At 66.2% G+C, this 15942-nt stretch carries 14 protein-coding genes and 2 riboswitches; of the genes, 11 read left to right on the forward strand and 3 right to left on the reverse strand.

The features are described 5' to 3' along the window. Nucleotides 1-142: 142 nt before the first annotated feature. The 10 genes from B4U45_RS00440 (at nucleotide 143) to gcvP (ending at nucleotide 9714) form a co-directional block, all read left to right on the forward strand. Nucleotides 143-778, forward strand: coding sequence for a CDP-alcohol phosphatidyltransferase family protein (locus B4U45_RS00440; RefSeq protein WP_075546612.1), 636 nt, complete (start codon nucleotides 143-145; stop codon nucleotides 776-778). Then, nucleotides 765-1688 (forward strand): DUF881 domain-containing protein, encoded by a 924-nt coding sequence (locus tag B4U45_RS00445; protein WP_075546611.1) that lies wholly within the window; start codon nucleotides 765-767, stop codon nucleotides 1686-1688. The genes B4U45_RS00440 and B4U45_RS00445 overlap by 14 nt, the downstream gene beginning before the upstream one ends. A gap of 61 nt (nucleotides 1689-1749) precedes the next feature. Continuing rightward, the gene (locus tag B4U45_RS00450; RefSeq protein WP_023364046.1) at nucleotides 1750-2082 is read left to right on the forward strand and encodes a small basic family protein; all 333 of its coding nucleotides are present in this window, start codon (nucleotides 1750-1752) and stop codon (nucleotides 2080-2082) included. 16 nt (nucleotides 2083-2098) lie between these two features. Beyond that, nucleotides 2099-2980 (forward strand): DUF881 domain-containing protein, encoded by an 882-nt coding sequence (locus B4U45_RS00455; protein ID WP_075546610.1) that lies wholly within the window; start codon nucleotides 2099-2101, stop codon nucleotides 2978-2980. Between the two features lie 24 nt (nucleotides 2981-3004). Then, nucleotides 3005-3403 (forward strand): glycine cleavage system protein GcvH, encoded by a 399-nt coding sequence (gene gcvH / locus B4U45_RS00460; RefSeq protein WP_075546609.1) that lies wholly within the window; start codon nucleotides 3005-3007, stop codon nucleotides 3401-3403. Nucleotides 3404-3742: 339 nt separating this feature from the next. After that, nucleotides 3743-4222 carry a glycogen accumulation regulator GarA gene (gene garA, locus B4U45_RS00465; protein WP_371687230.1) on the forward strand — a complete coding sequence of 160 codons (480 nt, stop codon included), beginning with the start codon at nucleotides 3743-3745 and terminating at the stop codon, nucleotides 4220-4222. Continuing rightward, on the forward strand, nucleotides 4219-4962 hold the full coding sequence (gene ftsR, locus B4U45_RS00470; protein WP_075546607.1) for a transcriptional regulator FtsR: 744 nt from the start codon (nucleotides 4219-4221) through the stop codon (nucleotides 4960-4962). The genes garA and ftsR overlap by 4 nt, the downstream gene beginning before the upstream one ends. Before the next feature lie 106 nt (nucleotides 4963-5068). Continuing rightward, nucleotides 5069-5563: a bifunctional nuclease family protein gene (locus B4U45_RS00475; protein WP_075511557.1), complete on the forward strand. Its 495-nt coding sequence runs from the start codon at nucleotides 5069-5071 to the stop codon at nucleotides 5561-5563. 374 nt (nucleotides 5564-5937) lie between these two features. Further along, on the forward strand, nucleotides 5938-6573 hold the full coding sequence (locus B4U45_RS00480; RefSeq protein ID WP_075546606.1) for a MerR family transcriptional regulator: 636 nt from the start codon (nucleotides 5938-5940) through the stop codon (nucleotides 6571-6573). A 62-nt stretch (nucleotides 6574-6635) separates the two neighbouring features. Continuing rightward, a riboswitch (glycine riboswitch) is annotated at nucleotides 6636-6733 on the forward strand. After that, nucleotides 6734-6857, forward strand: a riboswitch (glycine riboswitch). A 31-nt stretch (nucleotides 6858-6888) separates the two neighbouring features. After that, the gene (gene gcvP, locus B4U45_RS00485; RefSeq protein ID WP_075546605.1) at nucleotides 6889-9714 is read left to right on the forward strand and encodes an aminomethyl-transferring glycine dehydrogenase; all 2826 of its coding nucleotides are present in this window, start codon (nucleotides 6889-6891) and stop codon (nucleotides 9712-9714) included. A 14-nt stretch (nucleotides 9715-9728) separates the two neighbouring features. Here gcvP and B4U45_RS00490 read toward each other — a convergent pair whose 3' ends face one another. Then, on the reverse strand, nucleotides 9729-10601 hold the full coding sequence (locus B4U45_RS00490) for a haloalkane dehalogenase (protein ID WP_075546604.1): 873 nt from the start codon (nucleotides 10599-10601) through the stop codon (nucleotides 9729-9731). Nucleotides 10602-10639: 38 nt separating this feature from the next. Here B4U45_RS00490 and B4U45_RS00495 point away from each other — a divergent pair, with 38 nt between their 5' ends. Continuing rightward, the gene (locus B4U45_RS00495; RefSeq protein ID WP_082275355.1) at nucleotides 10640-11512 is read left to right on the forward strand and encodes an alpha/beta fold hydrolase; all 873 of its coding nucleotides are present in this window, start codon (nucleotides 10640-10642) and stop codon (nucleotides 11510-11512) included. On the opposite strand, the gene B4U45_RS00500 is transcribed toward B4U45_RS00495, so the two are convergent. Then, the gene (locus B4U45_RS00500; protein ID WP_075546603.1) at nucleotides 11504-13621 is read right to left on the reverse strand and encodes a substrate-binding domain-containing protein; all 2118 of its coding nucleotides are present in this window, start codon (nucleotides 13619-13621) and stop codon (nucleotides 11504-11506) included. The two genes, B4U45_RS00495 and B4U45_RS00500, sit on opposite strands and share 9 nt — an antisense overlap. Nucleotides 13622-13705: 84 nt before the next feature. Beyond that, nucleotides 13706-15910: a malate synthase G gene (locus tag B4U45_RS00505; RefSeq protein WP_075546602.1), complete on the reverse strand. Its 2205-nt coding sequence runs from the start codon at nucleotides 15908-15910 to the stop codon at nucleotides 13706-13708. Nucleotides 15911-15942: the final 32 nt, after the last annotated feature.

Genomic DNA, 15942 nt, shown 5'->3' on the forward strand with positions numbered 1-15942 from the left:
ACAGCGTTACGCTCCGCGGCCGGGGGTACCTGCTCACCGGTCCGCCGTGCGGACCGGATCGTCACCGGGCCCGGCCTAACCGCCCGGCTCCTCACCGGTCCGCCGTGCGGACCGGATCGTCACCGGGCTAAGGTCACGGCTCATGGAGCCGGTACTCACCCACAATCGGGTGCTGACGGTACCTAACGTGCTGAGCGCCATCCGCCTGGCGCTGATTCCGGTGTTCGTCTACGTCATGCTCATTGCCCACATCCATGGCTGGGCTGTGGCGATCTTGGTGTTCAGCGGTGCGTCCGATTGGGCGGACGGCAAGATCGCCCGGCTGCTCAACCAGTCGTCGCGGCTGGGCGTGCTGCTGGACCCGGCAGTCGACCGGCTTTACATGGTGACCGTACCCATCGTGTTGGCGCTGAGCGGGACCGTGCCGTGGTGGTTTGTGCTCACGCTACTGGCGCGCGACGCCGCGCTGGCTGCGACGCTGCCACTGCTGTGGAGCCGCGGCCTGTCGGCCCTGCCGGTCACCTACATTGGCAAGGCGGCGACTTTTGCCCTGATGGCCGGCTTTCCGATACTGCTCTTAGGACAGTGGGACGCGTTATGGAGCCGCGTCCTCGGCGCCTGCGGCTGGGCGTTTCTGATCTGGGGTATGTATGCCTACCTGTGGGCGTTTGTGCTGTACGTGGTGCAGATGACGATGGTGGTTCGGCGGATGCCCAAGGTCAAGCACCGGACGCATCAGCCGGTCGCGCGAAAAGCGGGCGGCCATGGCCGAGGTTGACCGAGCGCTCGGCGGTTATGATCCCAACGCCGGCTACAGCGCTCATGCGGCGACGCGGCCCAAGCGCATCCCGATACCGTCACTGCTTCGCGCGCTGCTGTCCGAACATCTCGACCCCGGCTACGCCGCGGCAGCCGCCAAACGGGATGGCTCCGTCGCACCCAAAGACGGTCGTGCCCGCGCTTTCGGCTGGCTGTGGCAAGCATTGGCCGCGACACTGGTCGCCGCGGTATTCGCGGCCGCGGTGGCGCAGGCCCGCTCCGTGGCACCCGGGGTGCGCGCGGCCCAGCAACTGCTTGTCGCAAATGTGCGGTCAACCCAGGCCGCTGCTTTTAGGTTGGCGCAGCAGCGCAGCGTGCTCTCGGCGAAGGTCGACGACGTGCAACGGCTGGCGCTGGCCGACGACGCTGAGGGGCAGCGACTGCTCACCCGTCTGGATGCCCTCGGCCTGGCTGCGGCCAGCACACCGGTTATCGGTCCGGGGTTGACGGTGACCGTGACCGATCCGGGAGCGGGGCCGAATCTCTCCGATGCCTCCAAACAGCGGGTCAGCGGCAGCCAGCAAATCATCCTCGACCGCGACCTGCAGCTGGTGGTCAACTCGTTGTGGGCCAGTGGCGCGGAGGCAATCTCGGTCGACGGCGCCCGGATCGGGCCGAATGTCACCATCCGCCAGGCCGGTGGAGCGATCCTCGTTGACAACAATCCCACCAGCAGCCCCTACACCATCCTCGCGGTTGGACCACCGCATGCGATGCAAGATGTCTTCGACCGCAGTCCCGGTCTGCACCGGCTCCGGCTGCTGGAGGTCTCCTACGGCGTCGGCGTGAGCGTCAACGCCTCCGACGGTCTGGCGCTGCCGGCGGGCGCTGTCCGGGACGTCAAGTTCGCCAAACAGATTGGGCCCTAGTGAGAAGAACTTTGGTGAAAGTGGTTGCCGCGGGACCGACGTGGACGGGACTGCGACGGGCATGATCGGTATCGCGGCCCTTGCCCTTGGCATCGTGCTGGGATTGGTTTTCCACCCCAGCGTGCCCGAGGTGATCCAGCCGTACCTGCCGATCGCAGTGGTCGCCGCGCTCGACGCGGTGTTCGGCGGGTTGCGCGCCTACCTCGAGCGGATCTTCGATCCGAAGGTCTTCGTGGTGTCGTTCGTGTTCAACGTCCTGGTGGCCGCATTGATCGTCTATGTGGGTGATCAATTGGGCGTTGGCACGCAATTGTCCACGGCGATCATCGTCGTACTGGGAATCCGCATCTTCGGCAATACCGCCGCGCTGCGCCGGCGGCTGTTCGGAGCCTGACGAAGATGAGGTCAGCGTGAGCCAGGGCCCTCCCGACAGCACCGGCGACCAAAGCCGCTGCGCACCAACCCAGCACGACCACTCCAAAGCCGAGCGCAACGCCCACGAAGCGGCCCGGCGCGGCCGTCACGAACTGCCCGCCGACCGTCCTCGCCCCGAGATCGGGCCGGTGCGCCGGACGGGACTGTCCGCGATGCTGCGGGGTAGCCGTTCCCGAATGCTGTTCGGCGCGTTGGCAATCTTGCTGTGCCTGGTGCTCGGGGTCGCGATCGTCACTCAGGTCCGCCAGACCGAGTCCGGTGATTCGCTGGACACGGCTCGCCCCGCGGATCTGTTGGTGCTGCTCGATTCTTTGCGGCAGCGTGAGGCTACGCTCAACACCGAGGTGGCCGACCTGCAGAACACCCTCAACGCATTGCAGGCCTCCGGCAACAACGACCAAGCCGCCATCGAAAGCGCGCAGGCCAGACTGGCGGCGCTGTCGATCCTGGTGGGCGCGGTGGGCGCCACCGGACCCGGGGTCACGGTGCACATCGAAGATCCCGGTCCCGGAGTGGCCCCGGACGCAATGCTCGACGTGATCAACGAGTTGCGTGCTGCTGGAGCGGAGGCGATCCAGATCAGCGACGCACACGAGTCGGTGCGGGTCGGAGTCGACACCTGGGTGGTCGGTTCCCCGGGCGCGCTGACCATCGACACCAAAGCGTTGTCCCCGCCCTATTCGGTTCTGGCGATTGGCGATCCACCGACGCTGGCCGCGGCGATGAACATCCCCGGTGGTGCGGTGGACAGCATCAAACGCGTCGGCGGACGGATGTCGGTGCAACAGGCAGACCGGGTGGATGTGACCGCCTTGCGACAACCGAAACCGCACCAATACGCTCAGCCCGTCAAATAACCCCCCGACCAGAACAGGATTACCGTGAGCGATATCCCGTCCGATCTGCACTACACCGCCGAGCACGAGTGGGTGCGCCGCACCACCGACGCCACCGTGCGGATCGGGATCACCGATTTCGCGCAGTCCGCGCTGGGCGACGTCGTCTTCGTTCAATTGCCGGCGGTGGGCGATGAGGTGACCGCGGGGGAATCCTTCGGCGAGGTGGAATCGACGAAATCGGTGTCGGACCTGTACGCGCCGGTATCCGGCAAGGTCGCTGCGATCAACAGCGATCTGGAAGGCACACCCCAACTGGTGAACTCGGACCCGTACGGCGACGGCTGGCTGCTGGACCTTCAGGTCGAAAGCCCCGCCGCCGTGGACGCAGCCTTGGCGGCCCTGCTCGACGCCGAGGCCTACCGCGGCACCATAACCGAATGACGGTTGCTAAGGTCCGTGCCGGCGGGTGCGCCCACGGCGCGGACCGTGCGATGGGCCTCAGCGAAGGCTTCGGCGAAGGCTTCGGCGAAGGCTAGGAGAAGGCGCGGTGTCGGGCTTACGATCCTGCAGTGGTGAGCACGTCGCCGCCCCAAGGCCGACGCAGGCGGGGTACGGTCGAGACATCAGCGTCAGACGCCGTTGGCAGGCACGTGAAGCAGTACGAGAAGCAGTACCAGAAGCGGTAAAGGTAATACAGGCGGTAAACGCGAGGGAGGCACCGGCCGATCGGTCCGGTCGAACAACGCCACAGCGGCCAGTGAGGAGCAGCGGGTGACGGACATGGACGCAGAACGAGAGCAGGACCAGACATCTGACGAAGTCACCGTGGAGACCACCTCAGTCTTCCGCGCCGACTTCCTCAGCGAACTGGACGCTCCCGCACAGGCGGGAACCGAGAGCGCCGTATCTGGAGTGGAAGGCCTTCCGGCGGGCTCGGCGTTGCTGGTCGTCAAGCGTGGACCCAATGCAGGGTCGCGCTTTCTGCTCGATCAGCCCATCACATCCGCCGGTCGGCATCCCGACAGCGACATCTTTCTCGACGATGTCACGGTGAGTCGTCGCCATGCCGAATTCCGGTTGGAAGGCAACGAGTTCAGCGTCGTCGACGTCGGCAGCCTGAACGGCACGTATGTCAACCGTGAGCCGGTGGACTCGGCTGTGCTGGCAAACGGCGACGAGGTTCAGATCGGCAAATTCCGCCTGGTTTTCTTGACCGGACCCAAGCAAGGTGACGACGACGGGGGCGCCGGAAGCCGGTGAGCGCACCGGATAGCCCCGCCCTGGCCGGGATGTCGATCGGCGCAGTCTTGGAGCTGCTGCGACCGGATTTTCCCGATGTCACGATCTCCAAGATTCGGTTTTTGGAGGCCGAGGGGCTGGTGACGCCGCAGCGCGCCGCATCGGGTTACCGGAGGTTCACCGCGTACGACTGTGCGCGGCTGCGCTTTATCCTCACGGCTCAGCGGGATCATTACCTGCCGCTGAAGGTGATTAGGGCGCAGTTGGACGCTCAGCCCGACGGTGAGCTGCCACCCTTCGGATCCCCTTATGGCATACCGCGATTGGTCCCGGTAAGCGGCGACGGCACCGCCAGTAGGGGGTCTGACGCGGCGGCGGTGTCGCCGACCCGCATTCGACTCAGCCGCGAAGACCTCCTGCACCGCTCCGGGGTCGACGACGACCTGCTGACCGCTCTCCTGAAAGCCGGAGTGATCAAAACCGGACCGGGCGGCTTCTTCGATGAGCACACGGTCGTCATCCTGCAATGTGCGCGCGCACTCGCCGACTACGGTGTGGAGCCCAGGCACCTGCGCGCATTTCGCTCCGCGGCCGATCGTCAGTCCGACCTGATCGCCCAGATCGCCGGCCCGTTGGTCAAGGCGGACAAGGCCGGAGCCCGTGACCGCGCCGACGACTTGGCCCGAGAGGTCGCAGCGCTCGCGATTACTTTGCACACCTCGTTGATCAAGTCCGCGGTACGCGACGTTCTGCATCGCTGAGGATTAGACTTTCCTCGACAGCGTGTATTCGACGACGCGGCAAGGAGCGTACTCACCGCGTCGCCGCGCTGAACGGAAACGGCGGCATGGCGGAGGGCAGACACAGATGGGTGAAGTTCGCGTTGTCGGCATTCGCGTCGAGCAACCGCAAAACCAGCCGGTGCTGTTACTGCGCGAGGCCGACGGTGACCGCTATCTGCCGATCTGGATCGGTCAGTCGGAGGCGGCCGCCATTGCGCTCGAGCAGCAAGGCGTCGAGCCTCCCCGACCGCTGACGCATGACCTGATCCGGGATGTCATTGCTGCACTTGGGCATTCGCTCAAGGAGGTGCGCATCGTCGACCTGCACGAAGGCACGTTTTACGCGGATCTGATCTTCGACCGCGATATCAAGGTGTCGGCTCGTCCCTCCGACTCGGTGGCGATCGCGCTGCGCGTCGGAGTTCCGATCTACGTCGAGGAGGCCGTGCTGGCCCAGGCCGGGTTGCTGATCCCCGACGAGAGCGACGAAGAAGCCGGTAGCGCGGTCCGCGAGGACGAGGTTGAGAAGTTCAAGGAATTCCTCGACAGCGTGTCACCCGACGATTTCAAGGCCACCTAGCTTGTCGACAACGCGCGCACCCGTGGGCGTGGCCGGCCACTCACCGGCGCACAGGCGACACCCACACCCGCGGCGGAGACCGTCGGGCAATGCAACCTGACCCGGCGGCATACACAGCCGTGAGCACCTCGTGGTCGAGTCGGCTACATCACGGATGCGTCTCATCTCACGTGATGCGAACTCGACACGCCTGCCGGATGGCGCCCTGAGGGTCAGACAACAGCGATACTTTGATGACGACTTGATGATCAACTGGCGCACCGAAACAGTCCAACAGCGTATGCTCACAAGCACTCGGACCTGAGCACACATGGTTGCCGAGGCAGCCAATGACGCAGCTAGTGACAAGAGCGCGATCGGCGAGAGGAAGCACCGTGAGCGAACGGCCACGTCAAGAACAGCTCGATCTTGCAGACCACGCGACTACCGCGACCCACGGTGCTCACGGTGCTCATGGCGGCGCGACCGAACCCGTTCAGCCGGGGCTGTTTCCCGACGATTCGGTGCCCGATGAGCTGGTCGGCTACCGCGGACCGAGTGCCTGTCAAATCGCCGGCATCACCTACCGCCAACTCGACTATTGGGCACGCACGTCGCTGGTTGTCCCCTCGATCCGCAGTGCGGCAGGATCGGGAAGCCAGCGGCTCTACTCGTTTAAGGACATTCTGGTTCTCAAGATCGTCAAGCGGTTGCTCGATACCGGCATCTCGCTGCACAACATCCGGGTTGCCGTCGACCACCTGCGCCAGCGTGGTGTCCAGGACCTGGCCAACATCACCTTGTTCTCCGACGGCACGACGGTGTATGAATGCACCTCCGCAGAGGAAGTCGTCGACCTTCTCCAGGGCGGCCAGGGTGTGTTCGGTATCGCCGTTTCGGGCGCGATGCGGGAGCTGACCGGCGTCATCGCCGAATTTCACGGTGAGCGCGCCGACGGCGGTGAATCCATCGCCGCCCCGGAAGACGAGCTGGCTTCGCGCCGCAAGCAGCGCGATCGCAAGATCGGCTAACACGGGCCGGGTATGCGCCGTCGCGGCGGTGATCGGCGAGCCGAGTAAACTGGTTTCCGCATCGCTCTCGCGCGGGAGAGTTCCGTGGCCGCCAGCTACGGACGCCGAAGGAGCAACACCTCTCCGTCAACCTCTCAGGCACCCGGACCGCGCCGGACAACGATGCCTCTGGAAAGCGGTGACGACCCACGCGGGTCCTCACCCGCCGATGGGGAAAGGTGCCCGCAGCCCTGGCACCGAATCTCTCAGGCGCCTGGTGCACGGGTGAAGACAGAGGGAGAGGGCCGCTAGTCCCTTGCCCTTCAGGAGTTCACCGTGCCCGACCATTCAACGTTCGCAGACCGCCATATCGGGCTGGACCACGACGCCGTCGCAACGATGCTGGCGGTCATCGGTGTCGACACGCTCGACGACGTAGCATCCAAAGCGGTTCCCGCCGGCATCCTCGATGCCCTCACCGACGGCGGTGCCGCACCGGGCCTGGACCGGCTGCCGCCGCCCGCCAGCGAGGCGGAGGCGTTGGCCGAGCTGCGGGCACTGGCCGACGCCAATACCGTCGCGGTATCGATGATCGGGCAGGGCTACTACGACACGTTCACCCCGCCCGTGCTGCTACGCAACATCATGGAGAACCCGGCCTGGTATACGGCCTACACGCCCTACCAACCCGAGATCAGTCAGGGGCGCCTGGAAGCGCTGCTCAATTTCCAGACGATGATCACCGACCTCACCGGCCTCGAGATCGCCAACGCGTCGATGCTCGACGAGGGCACCGCTGCCGCCGAAGCCATGACGCTGATGCACCGCGCCACCCGCAGCCGGTCGAACCGGCTGGCCGTCGACGTCGATGTGTTCAGTCAGACCGCCGCCGTACTCGCCACCCGCGCCAAGCCGTTGGGCATCGAGATCGTCACCGCCGATCTGCGTAATGGTCTTCCAGAGGGGGAGTTGTTCGGCGTTATCGCCCAGCTGCCCGGGGCCAGCGGCCGGATCACCGACTGGACCGCTCTGGTGCAGCAGGCCCACGACCGTGGCGCGCTGGTGGCCATCGGCGCCGACCTGTTGGCGCTGACGCTGATCACCCCGCCCGGTGAGATCGGCGCCGACGTCGCGTTCGGAACCACCCAACGTTTCGGGGTGCCAATGGGGTTCGGCGGTCCGCATGCGGGATATCTGTCCGTGCACGCCAAGCATGCCCGGCAGTTGCCCGGACGCCTGGTGGGGGTGTCCGTCGACGATGACGGTAATCCGGCCTATCGGCTGGCGCTGCAAACCCGCGAGCAGCATATCCGCCGCGACAAGGCGACTAGCAATATCTGCACCGCGCAGGTGCTGCTGGCGGTGATGGCCGCGATGTACGCCAGCTACCACGGCGCCGCGGGGCTGACCGCGATCGCGCGGCGGGTGCATGCTCATGCCGCAACCATCGCCGCTGCCCTCGGCGATGCGCTGGTGCACGACCGGTTTTTCGACACCGTGCTGGCGCGAGTGCCCGGGCGCGCCGACCAGGTGCTGGCCGCGGCCAAGGCCAACGGCATCAACGTGTGGCGGGTCGACGCCGACCAGGTGTCGGTGGCCTGCGACGAAACCACCACCGACGAGCATGTGGCTGCGGTGCTGCAGGCCTTCGGGGTGGAGCCTGCCGAGCCGATGTGCGCGGGGATCGCCAACCGCACCTCGGCGTTCCTGACGCACTCGGCGTTCATGCAATACCACACCGAAACCGCGATGATGCGCTACCTGCGCACGCTGGCGGACAAGGATATCGCCTTGGACCGCAGCATGATTCCGCTCGGCTCCTGCACGATGAAGCTCAATGCCGCCGCGGAGATGGAGTCGATCACCTGGCCGGAGTTCGGGCGCCAGCATCCCTTTGCGCCGGCGTCGGACACGCCCGGGTTGCGCCGGCTGATCGGCGACCTGGAGCGTTGGCTGGTGGCGATCACCGGCTACGACGCCGTCTCGCTGCAGCCCAACGCGGGTTCGCAGGGGGAGTACGCCGGTTTGCTGGCGATCCATGACTACCACGCCAGCCGCGGTGAGTCGCACCGTGACATCTGCCTGATCCCGTCCAGCGCGCACGGCACCAACGCCGCCTCGGCCGCGCTGGCCGGAATGAAGGTGGTGGTTGTGGGCTGTCATGACAACGGTGACGTCGACCTCGACGATCTGCGCGCCAAGGTCAGCGACCATGCGGACCGGTTGTCGGCGTTGATGATCACCTACCCGTCCACGCACGGCGTCTACGAGCACGACATCGCCGAGATCTGCGCGGCGGTGCACGACGCCGGCGGCCAGGTGTATGTCGACGGGGCGAATCTCAACGCGCTGGTCGGCCTGGCCCGGCCGGGCAAGTTCGGTGGTGACGTCAGCCATCTGAACCTGCACAAGACGTTCTGCATTCCGCACGGCGGCGGCGGCCCGGGAGTCGGGCCGGTCGCGGTGCGCTCGCATCTGGCCCCGTTCCTGCCGGGCCACCCGTTCGCACCTGAATTGCCACCGGGACACCCGGTATCGTCGGCGCCCTACGGCTCGGCGTCGATCCTGCCGATCACCTGGGCCTACATCCGAATGATGGGCGCGGACGGTCTGCGGGCGGCATCGCTGAACGCGATCGCGTCGGCCAACTACATCGCTCGGCGCCTCGACGAGTATTTCCCGGTGCTCTACACCGGCGAGAACGGCATGGTCGCTCACGAGTGCATCCTGGACCTGCGCGCCATCACCAAGACAACCGGAGTCACGGTCGACGACGTCGCAAAGCGGTTGGCGGACTACGGTTTCCACGCGCCGACAATGAGCTTCCCGGTGGCCGGAACGCTGATGGTGGAACCGACCGAGAGTGAGAGCCTGGCCGAGGTCGACGCATTCTGCGAAGCCATGATCAGCATCCGTGCCGAGATCGACCGAGTCGGGGCCGGCCAGTGGCCGGTGGACGACAATCCATTGCGGGGTGCGCCGCATACCGCCGAGTGCCTGCTGGTGGCCGACTGGGACCACCCGTACACCCGCGAGGAGGCCGCCTATCCACTGGGCGCCGGGTTCCGGCCCAAGGTCTGGCCGCCGGTGCGCCGCATCGACGGTGCCTACGGCGACCGCAACCTGGTCTGCTCGTGCCCTCCGGTGGAGGCGTTTGCCTAACTCGAGTTGAGGTCTCAGCCGAAGCGCTCGATGATCGCGGCGGCGATCTCCTGCGGCGCGTCTTCTTGAATGAAGTGCTTAGCATTGGGCAACTCGACAAGGACATGATCGGGGAATGTGGCGCGCATCCGCGGCAGGCATGGGCCGGGCCGGAATGCGAAATCTTTCATACCCCAAACGAATAGCGCGGGTTTGCCGCCGAGTTTGACCGGCACGTCGCGGGCCAGCCGCGCCAGCAACGGGTGGGCGGCCAGGATTTCCTTGGGCATCCTCGCCACCCCCGGCCGGTCCGCGGGGCTGGCCTGCACGGCCCGGTAGTGCTCCATCACCGCAGGGCTGGGGCGGTGCTCGGTCCCGGCCGGAATCAACCGCTCCACAAAGAAATTGCGCTGCACGATCGCATACTGCAACGGCGGGCTGGACATCACCCTGCTGAACACCTTCATCGTCAGCGTGTCCGCCGGCCAGAACCAGGTGTTGCCCAACACGACTCCGCGGACCCGCTCGGCGCGGTCCACCGATACCGCCATACCGATGGGACCACCCCAGTCCTGACCCATGGTGAGGTAACCGTCGAGACCAAGGTGGTCGACGAATTCACCGACCACCCGCGCGTGGTCGTCGATCCGGTAGCCGAACGCCGCGGGGCGCTCCGACAGGCCGAATCCGAGATAATCCGGTGCGATACAACGGAACCGGTCCCGCAGGGCCACGATGATATTGCGGTACAGGAAGCTCCAGGTCGGGTTCCCGTGGCACAGCAGGATTGGTGGCCCCTCTCCCTCGTCGACGTAGTGCACCCGCCCGTGCGAGCTGTCGAACCAGCGCGACTGGAACGGATACAACTGGGGATCGGGGGTGAAAACCGGGTTGAAATACGGGCTCATTACGCTCCTTTTGTCGCTCACGATGGTATGTCGGAGGAGTGACATCACCGAGTGTTCGAGCCTGGCGTGACGGCGGTCGCTGGCTGCACACCGCCACAGGCAAGGTGTTCGTCCGATCAGGGCCGGGCAACGCGCCTACCGTGTTGCTGTTGCACGGCTATCCGTCCAGTTCCTTCGACTTTCGGGGGGTCATTGCGCACCTGGCTGGTCAGGCGTGGGTGACCATGGATTTTCTCGGTTTCGGTCTGTCCGACAAGCCTCGCCCGCACCGCTACAGCCTGCTGGAGCAGGCCGATCTGGTGCAGGCCGTGGTTGGCCGAACCACCACCGGCCCGGTGGTGGTGCTGGCGCACGACATGGGCACGTCGGTGACCACCGAACTGCTCGCCCGGGACCTGGACGGGCGCCTGCCGTTCGATCTGCGCCGCGCAGTGCTGAGCAACGGCAGCGTGATCCTGGAACGGGCCAGCCTGCGGCCGATCCAGAAGGTGCTGCGCGGCCCGCTGGGGCCGGTTGCGGCCCGCCTGGTCACCCGCGGCGCCTTCCAACGCAGTTTTGGCAGGTTGTTTTCCGCCGGGCACCCGCTGTCGGAAGAGGAAGCCGAGGCCCAGTGGGAGCTACTGTCCTACCACGACGGCCATCGGATACCTCACCTGCTGATCAGCTATCTCGAAGAGCGGGTGCGGTATGCGCAGCGTTGGCACGGCGCCGTACGCGACTGGCCCAAGCCGCTGGGGTTTGTCTGGGGGCTCGCCGATCCGGTGGCGACGACCAACGTGCTCAACGGATTACGGGACCTGCGCCCGCACGCCGCCGCCGTCGAACTGCCCGGCTTGGGCCACTATCCGCAGCTGGAGGATCCCCGGGCATATGCCGGGGCGGCGCTGTCGTTGCTGGTGGACTCAGCCTAGAAAGATGCTGAGTGCGGTCGCGAGGTCGGGGCCGGCCGACGTCGCCAGGTTCTGGTAGCTGCCACCACTGAGCTGCGCGACGGCTTCCCAGGTTGACCGGTCCGGGTCGGCGCCGAAATCGATGATGTTGACGGCGATGGGTTTGGCCGGGTCGGCGCTGGTGCGAATGAAGTCCTGCAGTCCCGGCCCGTCGAGGGTTTGGTCGGTGTGCGGCCCCCCAGTGATCACCAGGATCGAATTGGCTTGTCCGGCACGGAAGTTGGCCTGCACCTCTTGGTAGATCATCCGCAGCGTGGTGAACGACACCGCGCCGCCGCCCGACGAGTACTGCTTGTCCAGCGCGGCGGCCAGTGCCGCCGAGCGGGGCTGGCCGTTGACGGGGCCGGCCAGCGGTCCGGTCGGCACCTCGCTGCGACCCTCGTGGCCGTCGAACGTCCACAAGCCGATCACCGCGCTGGGCGGTAGCGTCTTCAGTCGGCTTTGAAGCGCCGCGACGACGTTGGCCAGACGCGTCTTGCCGCCATCGTCGGTGGGCATCGACTGGTCAAGCATGATGGTCGCCGCTACACCGATCGACGGTGTGGCCATGGTGTCGGCCAGGGTGGCGCGCATCCCGTCGTCACCGATCGACAGCGGGGCGGGCAGCGCCGTGAAACTGGTGACCGGGCTGCTCGGCGGCTTGACGCCGTTGACCCGGAAGCCGGCTTTGGCCAGCTTCGCCAGTTGCTCGGGCTTATGCACGTAGCGGGCGAAGGCGCTGGCCGCCGTGGTCTGCTCCTGCGACAGCCAGGAGCCGTTGAGCAGTACCGCCGGGTAGTCGGCGACCGCAACCGGCCCGGGCGGCAGCCAGGAGCTCAAAATCTTCTTCGCGTCCGACAGTGACTGAGCACGCTGGAACAACTGCTGCTCGGTGGTGACCACTGCGTGCACCGGCGCCGCCGCTGCGTCGCCGGATTTGACCAGCGTGTTCATCGCCTCGGTCAAGGACTCGTCGGCCAGCTTGGGCTGGGCGGCCATCAACGTGCGCACTGCGCCGCTTCCGGCGGTCGGCGGTGCTCCCGGCGGTGCCGATGCGACCGCGATCGCCTCGCCGGCCAGGAATGCGGCATCCCCGTTGCCGGCGACGGGCATAGCCAGACGCAGCGAACCCCAGGACGGCAGGTTCAACGCGGCCATCGAGTTCGGATTGGCCTGCAGCTGCGGTAGTGCTGCCCAGTTCTGGCTTGACAGCGGCTGCTGTAGCTCGGGGCGGATCGCGAGCAGCACTGGCGAGGTCGCCAGTGAACGGCTGTCGCTGATGGTCTGCTTACCGGTGGCCGCGGACAGGCGCGCCGCAGAGACGGAGCTGCCGGGGATCCACAGGCCGGGCTGGCCACCCAGTTCCGATGGCCATTTGCCGATGAAACCAGCGATGACGGCATCGGAATCGGCGGCCTTGACGGCCACCGTCACGCACTTGTCCCCGACCGGGCCGGCCGAGGCGTTGTAGCTGTCGGCGAACTCCTTGACCCGCTCGGCGATCGTCGGGTCGGCGATGACGGCGACGGTGTCCTTGCCGCCCACACAGCGCGCTGCGGCGGTGCGGGAGCGGTGGTACAACGCGTCACCGAAGAAGCGCCACACAATCACCCCGGCGACCACCACGACGACCGCGACGAGGGCCACGATCACGCCGATGCTGACTCCGCGCCATCCGTCGGCGCTGCGGTGGCCGCCCTGCCAGTTGCCCAGCCCTCGGTGGCCGGCGGTGCGCAATGGTGGTGGGGGAGCCGCCGCCGATTCGGGACTCGGCGGCTCCTCACCCGCCGGACCCGAACCAAAGTCGGGATATTCATCTGCGCCGTGGGCCGAATAATCGTCGACATGGTCATCCGCGCCGGGGTATGGAGCCTGTCCGGATAGGCCACCTTCGTCCCAGTATGCGTGGCCGTAGCCGCCTGGCGGTTCGACGGCCGACGGCTCGGCCGACCCGGGATATCCGACGTCTGAATGCCTGCCACCACCGGGCTGATCGGCTATCTGGTCGCCCCGTTCTTGCTGCTCCGCGGCGTATTCGTCAGGCGGTTGGTCAGCGGAATCCTCTGGGTCGGGCAAACTGTGCCTACCCATGTGGTGTCAGCGTCCTCTCCGTCGAAGATTGCCCAGAGTTCGACCAGGAATGAGCCAGCGACTGTTTCCAGTGGGTGCTGATGGTCACCCGCGCTGCGCCTTGAGTTCCCGACGACGGCGATGCAGGATCGGCTCGGTGTAACCGTTGGGCTGCTGCGCCCCGGACAGGATCAGGTCCTGAGCGGCCAAAAACGCGATGCTGTCATCGAAATCCGGCGCCATCGGGTGGTACCCGGGATCGCCGGCGTTCTGCTTGTCCACCAACGGCGCCATCCGCTCCAGGCTGGCCCGCACGTCTTCGCTGGTGATCACGCCATGTCGCAACCAGTTGGCCAGCAGCTGGCTGGAGATCCGCAGGGTGGCGCGGTCCTCCATGAGCGCCACGTTGTGGATGTCGGGCACCTTCGAACAGCCCACGCCCTGGTCGATCCAGCGCACCACGTAGCCGAGGATGGACTGGCAGTTGTTGTCGAGTTCCTCGCGGATCTCCTCGGGCGCCCAGGCCAGCTCCTTGGCCAGTGGAATGGTCAGCAGCTGATCGATGGTGGTACGGGTCTTGCCCTGCAGTTCCTTCTGCACGGCGAACACATCCACGTGGTGGTAGTGCATCGCATGCAGGGTGGCCGCCGTCGGGGAGGGCACCCACGCGGTGGTGGCGCCGGCCTTGGGCTGGGCGATCTTCTGCTCGACCATGTCGGCCATCAGCTCGGTCATCGCCCACATGCCCTTGCCGATCTGAGCCTTGCCGGTAAAGCCGGCGGCCAGCCCGATGTCGACGTTGGCGTCCTCGTATGCCTTGATCCAGGTGGTGTTCTTCATCGCACCCTTGCGGATCATCGGACCGGCTTCCATCGACGTGTGAATCTCGTCGCCGGTGCGATCCAGGAACCCGGTGTTGATGAAGACGACACGGTCGGCTGCGGCCTTGATACATGCCTTGAGGTTGACGGTGGTGCGGCGTTCTTCGTCCATGATGCCGACCTTCATGGTGCCCTGCGGCAACCCCAGCACGTCTTCCACGCGGCTGAACAGCTCGCAGGTGAAGGCCACCTCGGCCGGCCCGTGCATCTTGGGCTTGACGATGTAGATGGAGCCGGTTCGGCTATTGGTCAAGGGGCCGTTAGCCTCGCCGGCCCGCAGCCCATGGATTGCGATCAGGCCGGTGAGCAAGGCATCCATGATGCCCTCGAACACCTCTTTCTCGTCGCCCTTCTTGTCACCATGGCCGTCGGTGACAACGATCGCGTCGTTGGTCATCAGGTGACCGACATTCCGGACGAACAGCAGGCTGCGGCCGGGCAGGGTGAGCTCGCCGCCGTCGGGTGTGGTGTAAGTGCGGTCCTGGTTGAGGATCCGGGTGAAGGTCTTGCCGTCCTTGGTGACCTCCTCGGCCAGGTCACCCTTATTCAGGCCGAGCCAGTTGCGGTACCCGAGCACTTTGTCGTCCGCATCGACGGCGGCTACCGAATCCTCGAAGTCCATGATCGTGGTCACCGCCGATTCCAGGACCACGTCCTTGACGCCCGCGCGGTCGGTGGCGCCAATCGGCGACTCCGGGTCGATCAGGATCTCGATATGCAATCCGTGGTTGACCAGCAGCACCGAAGTCGGGGCCTCGGCCGCGCCGGTATACCCGGCGAACTGGCCGGCGTCGGCCAGGCCTGACGACGAGTCACCCAGGGAAACCACCAGGTGGCCGTCTTCCACCGTGAAGCCCGTGGCATCGGCGTAAGTGCCCCCGGACAGCGGCACGCTGTCGTCGAGGAACTTGCGTGCGTAGGCGATCACCTTGTCGCCGCGAACCTTGTTGTAGCTGGTGCCCTTTTCGGCCCCGTCGCCTTCCGGGATGACGTCGGTGCCGTACAACGCGTCGTACAGCGAGCCCCAGCGGGCGTTGGCCGCATTCAGCGCGAAGCGCGCGTTGAGTATGGGCACCACCAGTTGCGGGCCGGCGGTTCTGGTGATCTCGTCGTCAACCCCCGAGGTGGTGATGGTGAAATCCTCGGGTTCGGGCAGCAGATATCCGATGTCGGTGAGGAATTGCCGGTAAGCCTCGGGGTCCAGCGGCTCGATCACCCGATGCCGATGCCACTTGTCGATCTGGGCCTGCAGATCATCTCTGATCTTGAGCAATTCCTGGTTCTGCGGGGTGAGGTCGGTGATCACTTTGTCGACGCCGGCCCAGAAGCTGTCCGGGTCCAGTCCGGTGCCGGGCAGGGCCTCGTTGTTCACGAAGTCATAGAGCACTCGAGCGACGCGCAGGTTCCCCGCCGGCACGCGGTCTGTCATGGTTCTCCTCCAAAATTGGCCGGTACTCGGCG

This window comes from Mycobacterium persicum (assembly GCF_002086915.1).
Classification (GTDB): Bacteria; Actinomycetota; Actinomycetes; order Mycobacteriales; family Mycobacteriaceae; genus Mycobacterium; species Mycobacterium persicum.

What these genes read in the sequence shown, in the direction of transcription:
- B4U45_RS00440 (WP_075546612.1), top strand. Translation starts at nt 143, where the DNA reads ATGGAGCCGGTACTCACCCACAATCGGGTGCTGACGGTACCTAACGTG.
- B4U45_RS00445 (WP_075546611.1), top strand. Translation starts at nt 765, where the DNA reads ATGGCCGAGGTTGACCGAGCGCTCGGCGGTTATGATCCCAACGCCGGC.
- B4U45_RS00450 (WP_023364046.1), top strand. Translation starts at nt 1,750, where the DNA reads ATGATCGGTATCGCGGCCCTTGCCCTTGGCATCGTGCTGGGATTGGTT.
- garA (WP_371687230.1), top strand. Translation starts at nt 3,743, where the DNA reads ATGGACGCAGAACGAGAGCAGGACCAGACATCTGACGAAGTCACCGTG.
- B4U45_RS00475 (WP_075511557.1), top strand. Translation starts at nt 5,069, where the DNA reads ATGGGTGAAGTTCGCGTTGTCGGCATTCGCGTCGAGCAACCGCAAAAC.
- B4U45_RS00490 (WP_075546604.1), bottom strand. Translation starts at nt 10,601, where the DNA reads ATGAGCCCGTATTTCAACCCGGTTTTCACCCCCGATCCCCAGTTGTAT.
- B4U45_RS00500 (WP_075546603.1), bottom strand. Translation starts at nt 13,621, where the DNA reads ATGGGTAGGCACAGTTTGCCCGACCCAGAGGATTCCGCTGACCAACCG.
- B4U45_RS00505 (WP_075546602.1), bottom strand. Translation starts at nt 15,910, where the DNA reads ATGACAGACCGCGTGCCGGCGGGGAACCTGCGCGTCGCTCGAGTGCTC.